Annotated in this window: 19 protein-coding genes and 1 tRNA gene; 11 read left to right on the forward strand and 9 right to left on the reverse strand. The window is 65.7% G+C overall.

The window, feature by feature from the left end:
- Positions 1–12 precede the first annotated feature (12 nt).
- From J0J06_RS13505 to J0J06_RS13515, 3 genes are read right to left on the reverse strand one after another with little or no spacing between them, the layout of a single operon-like run.
- On the reverse strand, positions 13–969 hold the full coding sequence (locus tag J0J06_RS13505; RefSeq protein ID WP_294042860.1) for a MoxR family ATPase: 957 nt from the start codon (positions 967–969) through the stop codon (positions 13–15).
- A complete protein-coding gene (locus J0J06_RS13510; RefSeq protein ID WP_294042862.1) occupies positions 966–2,183 on the reverse strand; it encodes a hypothetical protein in 1,218 nt (405 codons plus the stop codon). The genes J0J06_RS13505 and J0J06_RS13510 overlap by 4 nt, the downstream gene beginning before the upstream one ends.
- On the reverse strand, positions 2,180–2,902 hold the full coding sequence (locus J0J06_RS13515; RefSeq protein WP_294042864.1) for a DUF4129 domain-containing protein: 723 nt from the start codon (positions 2,900–2,902) through the stop codon (positions 2,180–2,182). The genes J0J06_RS13510 and J0J06_RS13515 overlap by 4 nt, the downstream gene beginning before the upstream one ends.
- Before the next feature lie 101 nt (positions 2,903–3,003).
- Here J0J06_RS13515 and J0J06_RS13520 point away from each other — a divergent pair, with 101 nt between their 5' ends.
- Entirely contained in the window at positions 3,004–3,801 is a 798-nt protein-coding gene (locus J0J06_RS13520; RefSeq protein ID WP_294042866.1) for a hypothetical protein, read from the forward strand.
- A gap of 23 nt (positions 3,802–3,824) precedes the next feature.
- Here the strand turns inward: J0J06_RS13520 and J0J06_RS13525 are convergent.
- A tRNA-Gln gene (locus tag J0J06_RS13525) sits at positions 3,825–3,898 on the reverse strand.
- Positions 3,899–4,035: 137 nt separating this feature from the next.
- Here J0J06_RS13525 and J0J06_RS13530 point away from each other — a divergent pair.
- From J0J06_RS13530 to J0J06_RS13540, 3 genes are all read left to right on the forward strand, one after another.
- Entirely contained in the window at positions 4,036–5,094 is a 1,059-nt protein-coding gene (locus J0J06_RS13530; RefSeq protein ID WP_294042868.1) for a Ppx/GppA phosphatase family protein, read from the forward strand.
- Positions 5,091–5,759 carry an RlmE family RNA methyltransferase gene (locus J0J06_RS13535; RefSeq protein WP_294042870.1) on the forward strand — a complete coding sequence of 223 codons (669 nt, stop codon included), beginning with the start codon at positions 5,091–5,093 and terminating at the stop codon, positions 5,757–5,759. Before J0J06_RS13530 ends, J0J06_RS13535 begins: the two co-directional genes overlap by 4 nt.
- A 252-nt stretch (positions 5,760–6,011) precedes the next feature.
- Positions 6,012–6,359, forward strand: a complete 348-nt coding sequence (locus J0J06_RS13540) for a hypothetical protein (protein ID WP_294042872.1) — start codon at positions 6,012–6,014, stop codon at positions 6,357–6,359.
- 107 nt (positions 6,360–6,466) lie between these two features.
- Here the strand turns inward: J0J06_RS13540 and rpoZ are convergent, their stop codons facing one another.
- On the reverse strand, positions 6,467–6,811 hold the full coding sequence (gene rpoZ, locus J0J06_RS13545; RefSeq protein ID WP_294042874.1) for a DNA-directed RNA polymerase subunit omega: 345 nt from the start codon (positions 6,809–6,811) through the stop codon (positions 6,467–6,469).
- 211 nt (positions 6,812–7,022) lie between these two features.
- Here rpoZ and J0J06_RS13550 point away from each other — a divergent pair, with 211 nt between their 5' ends.
- Entirely contained in the window at positions 7,023–7,220 is a 198-nt protein-coding gene (locus J0J06_RS13550) for a hypothetical protein (protein WP_294042876.1), read from the forward strand.
- A 276-nt stretch (positions 7,221–7,496) separates the two neighbouring features.
- Positions 7,497–8,660, forward strand: a complete 1,164-nt coding sequence (locus J0J06_RS13555; RefSeq protein ID WP_294042878.1) for a phosphatidylserine/phosphatidylglycerophosphate/cardiolipin synthase family protein — start codon at positions 7,497–7,499, stop codon at positions 8,658–8,660.
- Here the strand turns inward: J0J06_RS13555 and J0J06_RS13560 are convergent.
- On the reverse strand, positions 8,647–9,282 hold the full coding sequence (locus tag J0J06_RS13560) for a methyltransferase domain-containing protein (RefSeq protein WP_294042880.1): 636 nt from the start codon (positions 9,280–9,282) through the stop codon (positions 8,647–8,649). The two genes, J0J06_RS13555 and J0J06_RS13560, sit on opposite strands and share 14 nt — an antisense overlap.
- Before the next feature lie 113 nt (positions 9,283–9,395).
- Here J0J06_RS13560 and J0J06_RS13565 point away from each other — a divergent pair, with 113 nt between their 5' ends.
- Positions 9,396–9,740, forward strand: coding sequence for an antibiotic biosynthesis monooxygenase (locus J0J06_RS13565; protein WP_294042882.1), 345 nt, complete (start codon positions 9,396–9,398; stop codon positions 9,738–9,740).
- The gene (locus J0J06_RS13570) at positions 9,737–11,035 is read left to right on the forward strand and encodes an MFS transporter (RefSeq protein WP_294042884.1); all 1,299 of its coding nucleotides are present in this window, start codon (positions 9,737–9,739) and stop codon (positions 11,033–11,035) included. Before J0J06_RS13565 ends, J0J06_RS13570 begins: the two co-directional genes overlap by 4 nt.
- Positions 11,036–11,038: 3 nt before the next feature.
- Here J0J06_RS13570 and J0J06_RS13575 read toward each other — a convergent pair whose 3' ends face one another.
- Positions 11,039–11,776: a glycosyltransferase gene (locus J0J06_RS13575; protein ID WP_294042886.1), complete on the reverse strand. Its 738-nt coding sequence runs from the start codon at positions 11,774–11,776 to the stop codon at positions 11,039–11,041.
- A gap of 41 nt (positions 11,777–11,817) precedes the next feature.
- Entirely contained in the window at positions 11,818–14,121 is a 2,304-nt protein-coding gene (locus tag J0J06_RS13580; RefSeq protein WP_294042888.1) for a CDC48 family AAA ATPase, read from the reverse strand.
- Positions 14,122–14,448: 327 nt separating this feature from the next.
- Between J0J06_RS13580 and J0J06_RS13585 the strand changes: the two genes are divergently transcribed.
- From J0J06_RS13585 to J0J06_RS13595, 3 genes are all read left to right on the forward strand, one after another.
- A complete protein-coding gene (locus J0J06_RS13585) occupies positions 14,449–15,327 on the forward strand; it encodes a LysR substrate-binding domain-containing protein (RefSeq protein ID WP_294042890.1) in 879 nt (292 codons plus the stop codon).
- Positions 15,328–15,410: 83 nt separating this feature from the next.
- Entirely contained in the window at positions 15,411–15,578 is a 168-nt protein-coding gene (locus J0J06_RS13590) for a Flp family type IVb pilin (protein ID WP_294042893.1), read from the forward strand.
- A gap of 53 nt (positions 15,579–15,631) precedes the next feature.
- Positions 15,632–16,066 carry a MarR family transcriptional regulator gene (locus J0J06_RS13595; RefSeq protein WP_294042895.1) on the forward strand — a complete coding sequence of 145 codons (435 nt, stop codon included), beginning with the start codon at positions 15,632–15,634 and terminating at the stop codon, positions 16,064–16,066.
- A gap of 18 nt (positions 16,067–16,084) precedes the next feature.
- On the opposite strand, the gene J0J06_RS13600 is transcribed toward J0J06_RS13595, so the two are convergent.
- Positions 16,085–16,543, reverse strand: coding sequence for a peptidylprolyl isomerase (locus J0J06_RS13600; protein WP_294042897.1), 459 nt, complete (start codon positions 16,541–16,543; stop codon positions 16,085–16,087).
- Positions 16,544–16,547 lie beyond the last annotated feature (4 nt).

Below are 16,547 nucleotides of genomic sequence, written 5' to 3' on the forward strand. Positions count from 1 at the left end.
CCGCCTGCACGATCAGCGCGGCGCCTCGATCTGTTCGATGATGCCGGTCACGACTTCCTCGACCACGCGGCCGTCGATTTCGGCGGCGGGGGACAGGATCAGGCGGTGGCGGAGGAGAGCAGGGGCGAGTTGTTTGACGTCGTCGGGTATCACGAAGTCGCGCCCGTCAATCGCCGCCCGCGCTCGCGCCGCGCCGGCCAGCATCGCCCCGGCGCGCGGGCTTGCGCCGCTCTCGAGGTCGGCGACGCCGCGCGTGCCGCGGATCAACGCGGCGATGTAATCGACCACCTCATCGACCAGCCGCACGCCCGCGACCGCCTCCACCGCCGCGCCGATCTGGGCGGCGTCGGTGCGCGCCGTCACGCCCCAACCCTCGGGTTCCATCGCGCCCGCCTTCGCGCCGTGCGTCGCGATGATCCGGCGCTCCTCGGCGGCAGAGGGATAGTCGACCGTCTGCTTGAAGAGGAAGCGGTCGAGCTGCGCCTCGGGCAGCGGATAGACGCCCTGCTGTTCGATCGGGTTCTGCGTCGCGACCACCATGAAGCGATCGCCGAGCGGCAGGCTCTCGCCGTCGATCGTGACGGTGCGCTCCTGCATCGCTTCCAGCAACGCGGCCTGGGTCTTGGGAGGGGTGCGGTTGATTTCGTCGGCGAGCAACAGGTCGGTGAAGATCGGGCCGCGGGTCAGGGTGAACTGGCTGGTCTGGAAGTTGAACAGGTTCGCGCCGATGATGTCGCCCGGCATCAGATCGGGCGTGAACTGGATGCGCCCAAACTTGAGCCCGATCGCTTGCGCGAAACTGTTTGCGAGCAGGGTCTTCGCCGTGCCGGGCGGTCCTTCGAGCAGGATGTGCCCGCCCGCGAACAGCGCGACGAGCATCAGTTCGACGGTCGCCTCCTGCCCGACGACGGCCTTGCCGACCTCCTGCCGGATGGCCTGCGCCAGATTGCGGACCTCTTCGACCGTCACTTGCCCTTCTCCTTCTGCCAATCGTGTAGTGCCTGAGCGGCGGCGACCAGCTCCTGCCTGTCGGCCGCATCGTCGGCCGCAGCGGCAAGCTCGCTGAACTTCGCCCGCCCGCCCATCCTGTCGAGATAGTCGTCGATCGCCTTGTCGCGCAGTTTCGCCGGCACGCCGAACGCGATCACCGCGCGCTCGCGGATCACCTCGGCATAGCGCCCGCCGAGCCGCGCCTGGCGCCGCGCCTTGCGGATCAGCATCGCCGAATTATCGACCAAAGCCGCCTTGCCGAACGCGATCGCGCGCTCGCGCCGCACCGCCGGGCCGAACCGCGCGAACGCTTGCCACCCCGCGAGCAGCATCGCCGCCACCAAGGTCAGCGTCATCGCTAGGAACGGCGGATCGAACGCCAGCCGCAACGGATTGGGCGAGCGGCCGAGGCCGACGAGCGTCACGTCGAACGAAATCGGCTCGTTCGAAACGTTGAGTTGATCGAGCAGGTCGATCGCGGCGGCGGCGCTGTCGGCGTCGCGCATGCCGATATTGGCGAGCAAGTCGCCATCCGCCAGCACGTAGAGCGGTCCCTCGCCGAGCTGCGCCAACACGATACGACCGTCCTTGCCGGTCAGCAGCGGCTTAAGGTTCGCGCCACTGATCGTCTGGAGCGGCCGTGGGGCTTTGATCTGCACCCCACTATCGCTCAGCCATCCGTCGGCAAGCAGGGGAGCGCCGCCACTCTTGGTCCGCGTGATCGTCAGCTTGTTTGCCGGGGCGAGTACGCCATAGGGTTCGCTCGCGGGCAACAGCCCGAAATGCACGACCCACCCCGGATGCTTGGGGTCGGTCACGGTCGCCCATTTGGGCAGCACGATCAACGTCGGCAGACCCCGTCGCCGCACGATCACGTCGCTCATCGGCGTGTCGGCGGTCTGCGGCGTCAGCACCATCAGCCCGCGCGAATCGAGCATTTCCTCGTCGCGGACCACGCGCGTCTCGTATCCCGCCGCCTGCGCCAGCCGGATGATTCCGCTATAGCCGACCGCCGAGTTGGAAACGGCGTGCGCCGCGCCGCCGCCCTTGGGCGCGCTGCCGGGCGCATAGGCCGCCCCGACCACCATCGCGGCGAACGCGGCGACCCCGACCACGATCAGGATGACGATCGTGCGAAGGCGGAAAAGGCCGGGCGCCTCTGGACCGGCGCGCGCGAAGGCGACGTCGCTCATGTCGCTCGCCACCGTCCCGGCAGCGCGAAATCGGCATAAGCCGCGCGCGCCGTCAGCCAGTCGTCGGAGGTGACGTCGCGTCCGCCGAACAGGCTGCGTTCGACCTGCGCCGCGATCCCGGCGAACAGCGTGCGGGCGACCGCGGGAATGCCGCCGGCCGCCGCCAGTTCACGGCTGGTGAGCGAGGGCCGCACGAGTTGCGGGCGCTTCGCCTTGATGTCCTCGACCGATCGGAACAGCAGATGGTGCACTGCCTCGGCATACAGCCCGCGTGCGGCCAGCGCGTCCGCCTCCGCCAGCCATTCACGTGCCGGGGCGGCATCGGGCGTCCAATCCTCCTCCCCCGCATCGACCGCGACTTGCCGAGCACGGCGCTTGCGCAACGGCACGCGCCACTCGCCCGCGCGCAGCCGCGTGACGATCATCCACAGCAGCATCAACGCAAGCCCCGCGATGACCGCCCACAGGAAGATGCGGACATAGGGCGCCGCGGGCATCAGGCTGTTGAGCCAATCGAAGAAGCGACCGATGGGTTTGAGATGTTCGATCAGCCATTTGAGCCACGCGGGCGGCTCGGGCGGCTTGGGAATTTCGGCTCGTCCCATGCCGAACTGGATCGTCGGATCGTCGCGCAGCGCACGATGCGCCTCGGCGAAGCGCTGCACCGTCGCCGAGACGACGGCCTCGCCATGCCTGTTCGCCTGTTCAACCCCCGACACGGCAGGGATGCTTACCCGATGGCCGGGGGCGCGCAACCGCTAAGTTGCGCTGGACAAAGCCCTTCCAGAGCCGCAGCTTAACGGAGAAAATAGAGGGGGTTATGGCGGCGGTATACAACCTGTCCGGCGGGAGCGTGTCGATCGGGCGCATCCTGTCGCGGACGCTCGGTGCGATCACGGGCAATCCCGGCGTCATGCTGGGCATCGCGTTCCTGTTCGGAGCGCTGCCCCAGACGGCGTTGGGTTATCTTCAGACTCTCGCCAGCACCGGTCAGCTTGCCCCGATCGATACCGGCGCAACGGTCGTGATCGCCATCCTTGCAGCATTGATCGGCATCGTGCTCGCGATGATCGTACAGGGTGGGTTGGTCCGTGCCACGATGACCGAAATCGAGGGCGAGCGTGCGACATTCAGCCAATGCGTCGTCAGCGGATTCTCGCGCGCCTTACCCATGCTGGGGATCGGTATTTTGGTGGCGCTGGGTGTGGGCGTTGGCTTCCTGCTGCTGATCGTGCCCGGGGTCATTTTCTATCTCATGTGGTCGGTTTCCATTCCAGTAACCGTGGTCGAGCGTCGCAGCGTGATCGATTCGATGAGCCGTAGCAGCGACCTCACCAGCGGGGCGCGGGGCATCATCTTTGCGTTGATGCTGATCATCTGGGTGTTGACGATCGGGGCCGGCCTGATTTCCGGCATGGTCGGGACCGCGATCACCGGGTTGGAGGTCGCAACCCCGGCGATGCGCGACTGGCTGCAATTCGCCGCGCTGGCCGCGGATGCCGTGGTCACGACCCTGGTGACGGTGTTCGCGTCCGCCATCCCAACGGCGCTCTATGTCGAGCTGCGGGAATGGAAGGAGGGACCGATCGCCGACACGCTCAGCGACATATTCGCGTGATGATGGCGGATCGGCGGAATAGCTGGATGCCCGACAAGGATTCGAACCTTGATTGACGGAGTCAGAGTCCGCTCTCTTACCATTAGAGGATCGGGCAACAGGGGGCGGCCTCTAGGGAAGGGCGTCCCACGGGTCAAGGGGCTGCGCCTTGTCGCCGCCTCGCGATTGCGCTAGCTTGGCGGTCAAGCAGCGGAGGGCTTTGGGCCGGGCCGCAAGAACATAAAGAGCGACGGCATGGGGGATCATCCCGCCAATATGCCGCACCGGCACGCCGCCGCGCCCACGGGTCCGGTGCTTGCCCGTCCGGCCGGCCAGCAGAAGAAGCGCTGGCACGATGCGCCGCATTACGCTGCGCTCGATCTTGGCACCAACAACTGCCGCCTGTTGATCGCGCGGCCGCAAGGCAACGGCTTTGCGGTGGTCGACGCCTTTTCGCGAATCGTGCGGCTGGGCGAAGGGTTGGCATCGAGCGGGCGGCTGTCCGACGCGGCGATCGACCGCACGATCGCCGCGCTGAAGGTCTGCGCGGACAAGCTCAAGCGCCGCAATGTCCTCGTCGCCCGCTCGGTAGCTACCGAGGCGTGCCGTCAGGCGGCGAACGGCGCCGATTTCATCGAACGCGCCTATCGCGAGACCGGTATACGGCTCGATGTCATCAGCGCGGAGGAAGAGGCGCGGTTGGCGGTGCTGGGTTGCCATGTGCTGATGGAAGCGGGGGACGGGCCGGCGTTGATCTTCGACATTGGCGGCGGATCGACCGAATTGGTGCTGATCGATTCGAGCGGGCCCGAGCCGCGCGTGCTCGATTGGCATTCGGCGCCGTGGGGCGTGGTGTCGCTGACCGAACATGCCGGCGACAGCAAGGCGTCGGAAGAGTCCGCGCGGCTCGCCGCTTATGCACGGATGCGGCAAGTCGCGACCGAGAGTTTCGCCACGTTCGCCGCGCGGCTGCCCGCATCGCCCGCCTCGCCGCGGCTGCTCGGCACCAGCGGGACGGTGACGACGCTGGCCAGCGTCTATCTCGAACTCGATCACTATGACCGCGCGCAGGTCGATGGCCTGATCGTGCCGGCGGAATCGATGCGGCGGATCAGCAGGGACTTGTCGGGCATGTCGCTCGCGGAGCGCGCGCGACTGCCGTGCATCGGCGCCGAGCGCGCCGATCTGGTCGTGGCGGGCTGCGCGATCCTCGAATCGATCATGGACGTGTGGCCGGCCGAGCGCCTGGGCGTCGCCGATCGCGGCATTCGCGAGGGCATCCTGCGCCGCCTGATGGGGGCGAACCGGCCATGAGGGGAACCGGCGGCGGGCGGACGCGCGTCAAGACCGCGCGCAAGCGGACGGCGCAATCGACGCGCTGGCTCGAACGCCAGCTCAACGACCCCTATGTGAAGCGCGCGAAAGCGGAAGGCTATCGCAGCCGCGCCGCCTACAAGCTGATCGAGCTGGACGAGAAATTCGCGTTCCTGAAAGGCGTCAAGCGCGTGGTCGATCTCGGCCTCGCGCCCGGCGGGTGGAGCCAGGTCGTGCGCAAGGTATCGCCCAAGGCGGCGATCGTGGGGATCGACCTGTTGCCGGTCGACCCGATCGACGGCGTCACGATCCTGCAGATGGATTTCATGGACGACGCCGCGCCCGACCGGCTGATGGCGGAACTGGGCGGCGCGCCCGACCTCGTCATGTCGGACATGGCGGCCAACACGGTCGGCCATCCGCAGACCGATGCGCTTCGCACGATGGCGCTGGTCGAAACCGCGCTGGCGTTCGCGATCGACGTGCTGCAGCCGGGCGGGACTTTCGTGTCGAAGGTGTTCGCCGGGGGCGCGGATTCGGCGCTGGTCGCCGAAATGAAGCGCAACTTCGCGACCGTGAAGCACGCCAAGCCCCCCGCCAGCCGCAAGGGGAGCGTGGAATGGTTCGTCGTGGCGCAAGGATTCAAGGGCCGAGCCGTAGAATAATGAACCACGTTCGCGCCCGGCGACGCAGTTACCGCCAAAGCGTCGCCCCGAAACAACACTATAGCCGTCAAATTGCCGCCGATCCCAAAGTGGGTCTTTCGCAATGCGCCCAAAACCGCGTAAGGCCTTGTTAGCTGTTTTCGCGTTTATGCGCTCGGCGGTGCCGTGTATCGTGCTTCGGCAGTGGCGTCGCTTTCGCGATCGGTGGGCGTTTGGGGAGTGTTTATGCGGCAAGTGCGATTGACGGCAGCGATGCTCGCACTTCTGACCGTGCTGATTGCGATCCTGTTCTGGTTTCTTCCCGATGTCAGCGTCGAAACCGTCCTTTGCACGGCGATCGCGGCGGGATGCCTGGCGATTATCGTCCCGTTCGAAGCGCGCGAGCCGCCCGCCCGCAAACGCGTCCTGGCTGCGTGTGTCGTCTATGTCGGGCTGATCGGCGGCGCGCTGGCGTTCGCGTTGCAGGGGATCGCCGATCATGTGGCGCCGATGGGTGCGCTCGTGGCGCTGGCGGCGGCCGGACTGGCCCTGGTGTTATGGTCGTTCGGGATCCGGAACCGCGTGTCGCGGCCGCAGTGGCGCGATTATTACGATCGGTAGATAGAAAAACGACGCGGCTAAGCCGCGTCGTGGTCGTCGGTCGGGCCTTGCGGCCCGCCGTCCGGGCTAAGGCCGGGACACGGATTAGCTCACGCTAATCCGCTGCCTTAGCCGTCGTAGTCCCCGCCCAGGTTCTGGTTGCGCGGCGGCGCGGCGGCGGTCAGGCGCAGCGCCTCGGCCGACTGCGACAGCGAACCGACTTCGTCCGGTGTGTCGTCGTCGTCCATCTGGACCTTCTGCATGCCGCTGACGACCGCATCGTGCAGGTCTTCGGGACGGACCGTCTCGTCGGCGATCTCGCGGAGGGCAACGACCGGGTTTTTGTCGCGATCGCGATCGATCGTCAGTTCGGCGCCGCCCGAGATCTGACGGGCGCGCTGCGCCGCGAGCAGCACCAGATCGAAACGGTTGGAAACCTTGTCGACGCAATCTTCGACGGTGACGCGCGCCATGAAACGCTTTCCTTCGTGAAAAACCGGAATATGGGAAGGAGCGCGCCCTAAGGCAACGGGCCTGTCCGAGTCAAGAAAATCGCGGAGGTAGCCGCATGGCCGAACTCAAAAGCCAGATCGACAAGTTTGACCTTGGAACGGACGACGACGAAGCCCGGTTCGATGACAGGCTGTGTAAGATCGTGAAGCATAAGCCGGTGGAGCAGCCCGAATGACGATACTCGCGCGCATCGCGGATTGGCTGCGTGGGTCAGAGCGCGGCGAATGGCCAGACGGCTATAACGGGCTGACAGGTTCAGAAAAGTTCGAGGCCCTAACCGGGGGCGGAACCTACAGCCGTGCCCGCAAGATAATGGACGAGGTTGAAGCCGAGTGCGCGGATCATAAGCCGGTGGAGAAGCCGGAGTGAAGGACGGCGAAAGCTTCACACAGATAATCGTATCGCAGCTCGGAGCGCCGCGAGATTACACGTCGGAAATCATAGGCGGCGCAATCGTCCTGCTTGTCCTGTTGGCCTACGTTGCCTTCGAATACAGCTTGGTCGTCGCGCTTCGCAAACTGTGGCGAATTATCACGACCGGATCGGCGAAAAGGAACGATCAGCCTTAGCGGGTTTGTCAAATACCCAATCGCCAAGAAAATCGCGCCGCTTGCCCCGCCGCCTCCGTCCCGCGATAGAGAGGGGATGCCGGGCGAACCCAGTTTCACGATTGGCGACGACACGCTCCGGCTGATTACCGAGGGGCCCGAGCGCCTGACGGCCTTGCTCGATCTGATCGACGGCGCGACGCGGTCGTTGCGCATCCTCTATTACATCTATGTCGACGACGATGCCGGGGCAAAGGTGCGCAGCAGCCTGATCGCGGCGGTGCGGCGCGGCGTTCAGGTCAAGCTGATCGTCGACGGGCTGGGCAGCGAGCATGCCGAGAACCACCGCTTTTTCGATCCGCTGAAGGACGCCGGGGTCGACGTCTGCCGCTTCGTGCCGCGCTGGGGACGCCGCTACCTGTTGCGCAACCACCAGAAGCTTGCCTTGGCCGATGAAAGCCGCGTTATCATCGGCGGGTTCAACATCCAGGATTCGTATTTCGGCACCGCCGAGGATCAGGCGTGGCGCGACCTGGGATTTTATGTCGAGGGTCCGGCGGCGGCACATCTGACCGGCTATTTCGATGCGCTCGCCGTGTGGGCGCAGGACGAGCACCCGCCGCTTCGTTCGCTTCGCGTCCTGCTGTCGAAATGGAGCGAACCGACGGGCACGCGGCGCTGGCTGTTCGGCGGCCCGACGCGCAGGCTGTCGCCCTGGGCGCGGGCGATCCGCAAGGATTTGAAGAAGGCGCGGCGCGCCGACCTGATCAGCGCCTATTTCGCGCCGAGTCCCGGGATGCTGCGCCGGCTCGACCGGATCGGCGAACGCGGGCGGGCGCGGATCGTGCTGGCGTCGAAGAACGACCATGGCGCCGCGATCTGGGCATCGCGCTTCACTTATGCCGGACTACTCAGGAAAGGCGTGGAGATATTCGAATATCAGCCCACCAAGCTCCACACCAAGCTCTTCCTGATCGACGACATCGTCTATATCGGATCCGCGAATTACGACATTCGTAGCCTCTACCTGAATCTGGAGCTGATGCTCCGGATCGAGGACGAGGCGTTCGCGGCACATGTCCGCGGCTATATCGAGGGCGAAATCGCCAACTCCGAACGGATCACCCCGGCGATCTACAAGGCGCGCACCAGCCTATGGATGCGCGTCAAGCAAGCCGCGGCGTTCTTCGTGATGACAGTGCTGGACTATAACGTGACTAGGCGGCTCAATTTCGGCCGCGAGCGGCTCAAGCGGCCTTAGCCTCTTCCTTGTCCTTCCACGCCCAGAAATTGTGGCTGGGCGGGATGGCGATCCATTCGATCGAATAGTCGATGTTCGACCAGTGCGGCTCCAGGAAGTCGCGTACCTTGGGGCGGAACTGATAGACCAGGAACGCGCCGCCCGGCCTCAGCACGCGATGCGTCGCGGCGGCGATGGCGGGCGCCACGCCCTTGGGCAGCGTCGAGAAGGGGAGGCCAGACAGGACGTAATCGGCGTTCTCGAAACCGTGGTCGGCGACGATCTTTTCGACGTCTTCGGCCGAACCGAGCACCGGAATGAACCGCGAATCGGTGAACTTGATGCTGAGATAGTCGATGAAGTCGGGATTGGTGTCGATCGCGATATAAGTGCCGTCGGCGGGCAGGCGATCGAGGATGTTCTGCGTATAGGTGCCGACGCCGGGGCCGTATTCGACGAACAGCTTGGTGTTCGCCCAATCGACGCGCTTGAGCATGGTGTTCTGCAGCGTCTTGGTCGATGCGATCACCGACCCGACCATCACCGGGCGCTTGAGGAAGCCACCGAGAAACATCGCCCATGGGCTGGGGAGCTTGCGCGCGCGCGTCTCCGCATGGTCGAGGGCGAAGCGGTGTTGGGCCATGGTCTTCCTTAGCAATTGTCGAGGTGCGACCGGGCGCACGCCGATCCCCCTCTCGCAAAGCTGAAAGGTTCGATCAAGCCTTTAGGGCGCATCGGCGGGTTGCGCGGAGGCGAATGCGCGTCCATCCGCAGGCGATGACCAAGCGAGCGGCAGGCGAAATCGCGGTGATCTTCGTGTCGCGGATCACCGGCGCCGATCCCGACGGCTATGCGGCCGCGGCGGCGGCGATGGAAGTGCTCGCCGCCGGGCAGCCCGGCTATCGCGGCATCGACAGCGCAAGGGGCGGGGACGGGCTGGGCATTACCATCTCCTATTGGGCGGACGAGGCGGCGGCAGTCGCGTGGCGCGGGCACGCGGAGCACACCGAAATCCGCGAGCGAGGGCGGGGCGTCTGGTACGAATCCTATTCGGTCCACGTCGCCGAAATCGTCCGCAGCTACGACTGGACCAGGCCATGAGCCGGCGCTTCGATCGCGATTTCACGATCCTGTTCATCGTCATGCTGACGATCGCGGCGGGCAATACCGCGCTGCAATCGGTGCTCCCCGCGATCGGGCGTTCGCTCCACGTCCGCGACAATGCGGTCGCGGCGGCGTTCTCGGTGTCGGCGCTGCTCTGGGTGCTGGCCGCGCCGTTCTGGGCCAATCGATCGGACCGGCAGGGGCGCCGGACGATGATCCTGCTCGGTCTCGGCGGCTTCGCGGTATCGCTGTCGCTATGCGGCGCGTTCCTGCTCGCCGGAATCAACGGCTGGATCGGCGGGACGGCGGCCTTCCTGCTCTTTATCCTGGGGCGGCTGATCTACGGCAGCCTCGGCGCGGCGGCGCCGCCTGCGATTCAGGCGATCGTCGCGGGCCGCACCACGCGCGATGAACGCACCAAGGCGCTGACGTTGCTTGGCTCGGCGTTCGGCCTCGGCACGATCCTCGGCCCGGCGGTTGCGCCCTACCTGTTGTTGGGCAGTATCGGCGCGGTGACGATCGGGCTGTCGGGGCCGGCGTTCCTGTTCGCACTGTTCGGGCTGGCCATGTTCGTCGTGGTGCGACGAATGCTGCCCGACGATCGGACCGAAGCGTTGCTGGACGAACCCGGCAGCCACGGGGCGGCCAACGCATATCCGTCGATCGGTGGTCAGTCTTCGGGGGCGAGCATCACCGCCGCCACGGCCCCGCGCAGCGAACACATCGCGATGTTCGACCCGCGCGTGCGACCCTGGATGATCGCGGGTCTGGTGTTCGGCCATGCCCAGGCGATGACCGGTCAGGCGATCGGCTTCCTGGTGATCGACCGCCTGGCGCTGCCCCCGACGGAGGCGCTGGAGCCGACCGGCATCGTGCTGATGATGGGCGCTGGCGCGGCGTTATTAGTGCAATGGGGCCTGATCCCGATCCTCAACATGCAACCGCGGGCGATGATGCTGGTCGGGCTGGCGATCGGTGCGGCCGGATGTGCGCTGACCGGTATCGCGACATCGCTTTACGGCATCGCCACAGCCTACGCGCTCGCCAGCATCGGGTTCGGCTTTACGCGTCCCGCCTTCACCGCGGGATCGAGTCTGGCGGTCGGGTCGGAGGCGCAGGGATCGGTGGCGGGCAAGGTCACGAGCGTCAACGGCGCGAGCTTCGTGCTCGGCCCGTCGATCGGCGTCGGGCTGTACGAGGCGCAGCATTCGCTGCCCTATCTGACTGCGGGTGCGGCGTGCCTGGTGCTGGTCGGCTATTGCGCGGTCGCGTTGAAACCCGCGCGGGGCTGACCCTCAGCGGATGTCCTTATAGCCCTTCGTCACGGGCTTGCCGCTGAACAGGATCGAGAAATAGTTGATGAAGTAGATGCTCGCCATCTTGACGAACCCCTGCTTCTGCATCCGCCGTGCGGAGGTGGGCATCACGAAGCCGGGGCAGAACAGGACCTTGCCGAACTTCTTGGCGCGTTTGCCGATATCGACGTCCTCGCCATAGAATTCGATCTTCTCGTCAAACCCGCCCATCTTCTCCAGCACGTCGCGGCGGATCGCGAAATTCCCGCCGACCATCATGTGCCCGGTGACGCCGTATAGCGGGCGAGCAGCGACGAACCATCCGGTCGAAATCCTGTTACGGATGCCGCTCAGGTCATAAAAGCTGTAGGGGCCGGACAGGCAGGCGAGCCCGGGGTCCTTGCCGAACTGGTCCCAGATCTGGTCGATCCAGCCCGCAGGCGGGTGCGTATCCGCGTCGACATAAGCGAGGATGTCGCCAGTCGACACCACGAAGCCGCGCTGGCGCGCGCGCGTGATGCCCTTGGCTGGCTCGAACACGTATTTTACCGCCGGATAGCGTTCGACCACCGCCTTCGTGCCGTCGGTGCTATTATTGTCCACAACGACGATCTCCGTTGCGTACGGCGCGACGTTCGCCATCACGGCATCGAGGCACGCGGGCAGATAGGCTTCCTCGTTGTAGGCGGGGATAACGAGGCTGATCGTCGGCCTTCGCGCTTCGGTAGCGGCGGTCATCCGGCGGCTACTGCCTTACTATCCCTCGCCTGACCAGACTTTTAGTCGCTCCCCTTCGGCCCGTGCGGACGCAATTGCCCGGGCGCGATGAAACCGATCGGCTGGAGGGCGGCGGCATCCTGCTTGATCGTCGCGGCGATCCGCTCGTAGTCGCGCTCCATCTCCTGGGTGACGCTGGCGCGGGCATCGGCCAGCCCTTCCTCGAAATCGGCCATCGTCACCGATCTGGCGTCGATGTTCCGGCGCAGCGCGATCAACCCGGCGCGGCGGGTCAGGTCCTCCAGATCGGCGCCGGTGAAGCGTTCTGTCCGCGCCGCCAGCGTATCGAGGTCGACATCGTCGGCGAGCGGCATCTTCGCGGTCTGGATCGCCAGGATGCGCCGCCGCCCGTTCTGGTCGGGAACTCCGACATAGATCAACTCGTCGAAGCGTCCGGGGCGAAGCAACGCGGGATCGACCAGGTTGGGCCGGTTGGTCGCGCCGATCACCACGACCGACTGCAGCTCCTCCAGCCCGTCCATCTCCGACAGGATGGTGTTGACCACGCGTTCGGTGACTTGCGGCTCGCCCATGCCGCCGCCGCGCGCCGGTACCAGGCTGTCGATCTCGTCGATGAAGATCACGGTCGGCGCGACCTGGCGGGCGCGCGCGAACAGTTTGGCGATCTGCTGTTCGCTTTCCCCATACCATTTGCTGAGCAGGTCGGACGATTTGGTCGAGATGAAGTTCGCCTCCGCCTCGCGCGCTACCGCCTTCGCCAGCAGTGTCTTGCCGGTCCCCGGCGGGCCGTAGAGCAGGAAGCCCTTGGCCGGGCGGATGCCGAGGCGACGGAACGCGTCGGGGTCCTTGAGCGGGAGTTCGACGCCTTCCTTCAGCCGCATCTGAGCGTCGTCGAGGCCGCCGACATCGTCCCAGCGGACACGCGGCGCCTCGACCATCACTTCGCGCATCGCCGAGGGCTGGACTCGCTTGAGCGCGCCCAGAAAATCCTCGCGCGTCACTGCGAGCGTATCGAGCACGTCGGGCGGGATCGTGCGTTCCTCAAGGTTGAGCTGGGGCATGATCCGCCGTACCGCCTCGATCGCCGCCTCGCGCGCCAGCGCCGCCAGGTCCGCACCGACAAAGCCGTAAGTCGTGCGCGCCAGCTCGTCGAGGTCGACCCGGTCGCCCAGCGGCATGCCGCGCGTGTGGATCGCCAGAATCTCGCGGCGACCGCGCTCGTCGGGCACGCCGACCACGATCTCGCGGTCGAAACGGCCGGGCCGCCGCAGCGCTTCGTCGATCGCTTCCGGACGGTTGGTCGCGGCGATCACCACCAGGTTGGCGCGCGCTTCCAGCCCGTCCATCAGCGTGAGAAGCTGGGCGACGAGGCGCTTTTCCGCCTCTCCGGTGACCTGGCCGCGCTTGGGCGCGATCGAATCGATCTCATCGATGAACACGATCGACGGCGCGTTCTTGCTCGCTTCCTCGAACACCTGGCGCAGCTTCGATTCGCTCTCGCCATAGGCCGACCCCATGATCTCCGGGCCGTTGATCAGGAAGAATTGCGCGTCCGATTCGTTGGCGACGGCGCGCGCGAGCCGCGTCTTGCCGGTGCCGGGCGGGCCGTGGAGCAGTACCCCCTTGGGCGGATCGACGCCGAGCCGCTGGAACAGTTCGGGATAGCGCAGCGGCAGTTCGACCATCTCGCGCAGCTGGTCGATCGTCGCCGCCATCCCGCCGATGTCGTCATACGTGACATCGGCGCGGCGCGCGTCCTTCGGTTCCTCATATTCAGGGCGCAGTTCGATCTCGGTGTTGGCGTCGATCTGGACGACGCCCTTGGGAACGGTCGAAATCACCGCGAGGCGCACTTCCTGGAGCGCATAGGCCGGCGCGCGGAGATATTGCGCGACGTTGGGCGGCATGCCTTCGGGATCGACGCGCTGCTGGCCGGCGGTGGCGACAATATCCCCCTGGCAGATCGGGCGGCCGATGAAGGTGCGGTGCAACGCGCCCGTCGATCCCTGCAATCGCAGATTCTGTTGCGCGGGGGCGAATACCACGCGAGTCGCGGCCTTCACCTCGGCCTTGCGAATGTCGACATAGTCGCCCGATCCGACCCCGGCATTGGCGCGCTGGAGGCCGTCGATGCGAATCAGTTCGAGCCCCTCGTCCTCGGGATAGGGGGCCACGGCGCGGGCGGGCGTCGTGGTCTTGCCGACAATCTCGATCACGTCGCCTTCGCCGATGCCCAGCGCCGCCATCAGGGCACGCGGGACATGCGCCAGGCCACGGCCGCTATCCTCCGGCCGCGCGTTGGCGACCTGTAGTTTGCGCGGGGGAGCGTCGTCGCCGTCAGCCATCGAAAAACCTGTCCGTTCCGGGGAAATGGGAGCGAACGAGATAGCGACGCGGTTCCCGATGTGCGAGGGGCGCGGTTCAACGCGAGCGAATCGCGGATAAAAAAAGGCCGGACCCAAGGGCCCGGCCGGAAAAGTTTTTAGGAGAGGATGCCTGAAAGGCCTGCTCTATGTGCGGTGCAGCACGGCATTGTGCAAGTGCGAAAAGAAATCGGTTGCATGCACGAAATGCAATCGTAAGTTGATTTCCGTAAGAGGAGGAATGGCGACATTCCTGGAATCGGTATGTGCGGCAATGCACAACCGCGAGGATGACGTAAGGGAAAGCGAATGCGCCGCCTGCCGCCATTGACCGCGATCGAGGCCTTTGTTCAAGTTGCCCGCACAGGGTCGGTAAAAGCCGCCGCGCAGGAACTGTCCTTGTCCGCGCCCGCGCTCAGCCGGCGAATCCAGTCGCTCGAGGGTTTTCTCGGCAAGCCGCTGTTCGAGCGGCGGCACCAGGCGGTCGCGCTCAACGAGGATGGCGAGCGGTTGCTGCAACAGATCGCGCCGGTGCTCGATCGGCTGACCGATGCGGTCGAGTTCATGACCAGCGGGATCGAGGTGATGCGGCTTCGGCTCGGCGTGCTGCCGCTGTTCGCGTCACAGCGTATCTTTCCGCATCTGGCCGAGTTGCGCGCCAGGCATCCGCAGCTTCACCTCGACATCGACACGGCCGGACATAACATGGCGCGGGTCGGCGACGGGCTCGATGTCGCGATCGCGCTGGCGCGGGAACCCGATCCCAGCCTCTATTCGAAACGGCTCGATCGCAATCAGGTCTATCTCATCGCCGCGCGGTCGTTGGTCGAGGGAGCCGATCCGGTCACGCGGCCCGAACAGCTCGCCGGGCTGACCGCACTGATCCATCGCGACATGCCCGACACGTTCAGCGCCTGGCGGCACGCGGCGGGACTCGACGATCTCGAGCCGCTGGCGGTCGACCATTTCGATTCGGGCGCGCTGATGCTCGAAGCGGCGGCGCAGGGACTGGGCGTCGCCTTCATGCATGCCAGCCATTTCGACGAAGCGCACGACCCGCGATTGGTAAAGCTGTTCGATATTAAAGTGGACAGTCCGTACAGCTATTGGTTCGTCTGCCGGCCCCGCGCGATGCAACAAAAGCCGGTTAAAATCTTCCACGATTGGCTCGTCGAAACCTTGATGTAAGTTAGGGTAAAATCTCTGCCTTATTAACCCCATTTAAATTGGTTCGCCATACGAACGATCCGGTCAAAAGTCGGGGGAATGAAATGATGAATTTGTTGAAGCGTCTTCGTGAGACGCGTGCCGCCACCGCGATCGAGTATGGCTTGATCGCCGCGTTGATCGCCGTCGCCGCGATCGCCGCAATGCAGGGTCTCGGCAACAAGCTGAAGACGACCTTCACCAACGTGTCGTCGAACATGAAGGCTTCGTAAGTCGCGGGCCGGCGGTTCGCCGCCGGCCTTCGCACCGCCGTGGTGGACGTTCGATGACCGCACCTGCCCCTGCCGAGACGCCTGCGATGGAAGCCGCCGATTATCGGGGGTTGGCCGATTTCCGCTACCACGTCCGCCGTTTTTTCGCGTTCAGCGAGGAAACGACCAAGAAAGCCGGCGTCGCGCCCGCGCAATATCAGGCGATGCTCGCGATCCGCGCCCATGACGAAGCGCGGCCGATGAGCGTGTCGGTGCTCGCCGACCGCTTGTTCATCAAGCTCAACAGCGCGGTCGAACTGGCCCAGCGGCTCGAAACCGCCGGCATGGTCGAACGCAAGCGTTCATCGCGCGACCATCGCCGCATCGAACTGGCGCTGACGGCGCTGGGAGCGCTGATGATCGAACAGCTGGCAGCCCTGCACCTTGACGAACACCGCCGCGGCCTGGCCGAATTGGCGCGGATCGTCAGCGAACTCGGAATGTTCTGACGCGCTTGGGCGCAGCGGTTATTCCGCGCGCGCCTTCACGATCTTGCCCGGCTCGCGCGGCGGCTCGCCCTTGGGCAGCGCGTCGATATGCTCCATGCCGCTCTCGACCTGACCCCAGACGGTGTATTGCCCGTCGAGGAAGCGCGCGTCGTCGAAGCAGATGAAGAACTGGCTGTTGGCCGAATTGGGGTCGTTGGTCCGGGCCATCGACGCGGTGCCACGCACGTGCGGCTCGCGGCTGAATTCCTGCGGGATGTTGGGCTTGCTCGACCCGCCGGTGCCGTTGTGATTCCCGCCGTCGCCGCCCTGCGCCATGAAGCCGGGGATCACGCGGTGGAACGGTACGCCGTCGTAGAAGCCTTCGTTGGCCAGCGCCGCGATCTGCTCGACGTGCTTTGGCGCGAGGTCGGGGCGCAGCTTGATCACGACGTCGCCGCCGTCGAGTGTCAGGGTCAGTTTTTCGGGGGCGTCGGTCATGATT

The sequence above is a fragment of the Sphingomonas sp. genome (genome assembly GCF_017304615.1).
GTDB lineage: Bacteria > Pseudomonadota > Alphaproteobacteria > Sphingomonadales > Sphingomonadaceae > Sphingomonas.